Source organism: Stenotrophomonas sp. RG-453, assembly GCF_033843685.1.
GTDB classification, from domain to species: domain Bacteria; phylum Pseudomonadota; class Gammaproteobacteria; order Xanthomonadales; family Xanthomonadaceae; genus Stenotrophomonas; species Stenotrophomonas bentonitica_A.
The window spans coordinates 1-432 of sequence record NZ_JAMYED010000030.1 but is presented as its reverse complement, the minus strand read 5'-3'; the positions used below and the strand labels follow the sequence as shown (position 1 = coordinate 432).

Genomic DNA, 432 nt, shown 5'->3' with positions numbered 1-432 from the left:
CACGAACACCGCTGATCACTCGCAGGAGTTGGCAACGACTGTTGCCGCTGCATCGGAGGAGGCATCCGCCAACGTACAATCGGTTTCTTCCGCGACGGAGGAGCTATCGTCGTCCGTCAACGAAATCAGTCGGCAGGTCCAAGAATCGGCCCGAATGGCAAGTGATGCTGTCAATCAGGCCCGAACGACCAACGCGCGTGTCGGAGAATTGTCACAAGCTGCCGCCAGGATCGGCGATGTGGTTGATCTAATCAATTCCATCGCCGGACAGACGAATCTCCTGGCGCTCAATGCCACCATCGAGGCCGCGCGTGCAGGTGAAGCGGGGCGTGGCTTTGCGGTGGTCGCGTCCGAAGTGAAGGCGCTCGCCGAACAGACCGCGAAGGCGACCGGGGAGATAGGTCAACAAATCACCAGCATGCAGGCTGCAAC

General features: G+C 60.0%; 1 protein-coding gene. It reads left to right on the top strand.

Features of this window, described 5'->3' with window-relative positions; genetic code table 11:
- Nucleotides 1-432 (top strand): methyl-accepting chemotaxis protein (locus NJD74_RS19620; RefSeq protein ID WP_319624829.1); only part of this gene is annotated, 432 nt, incomplete at both ends.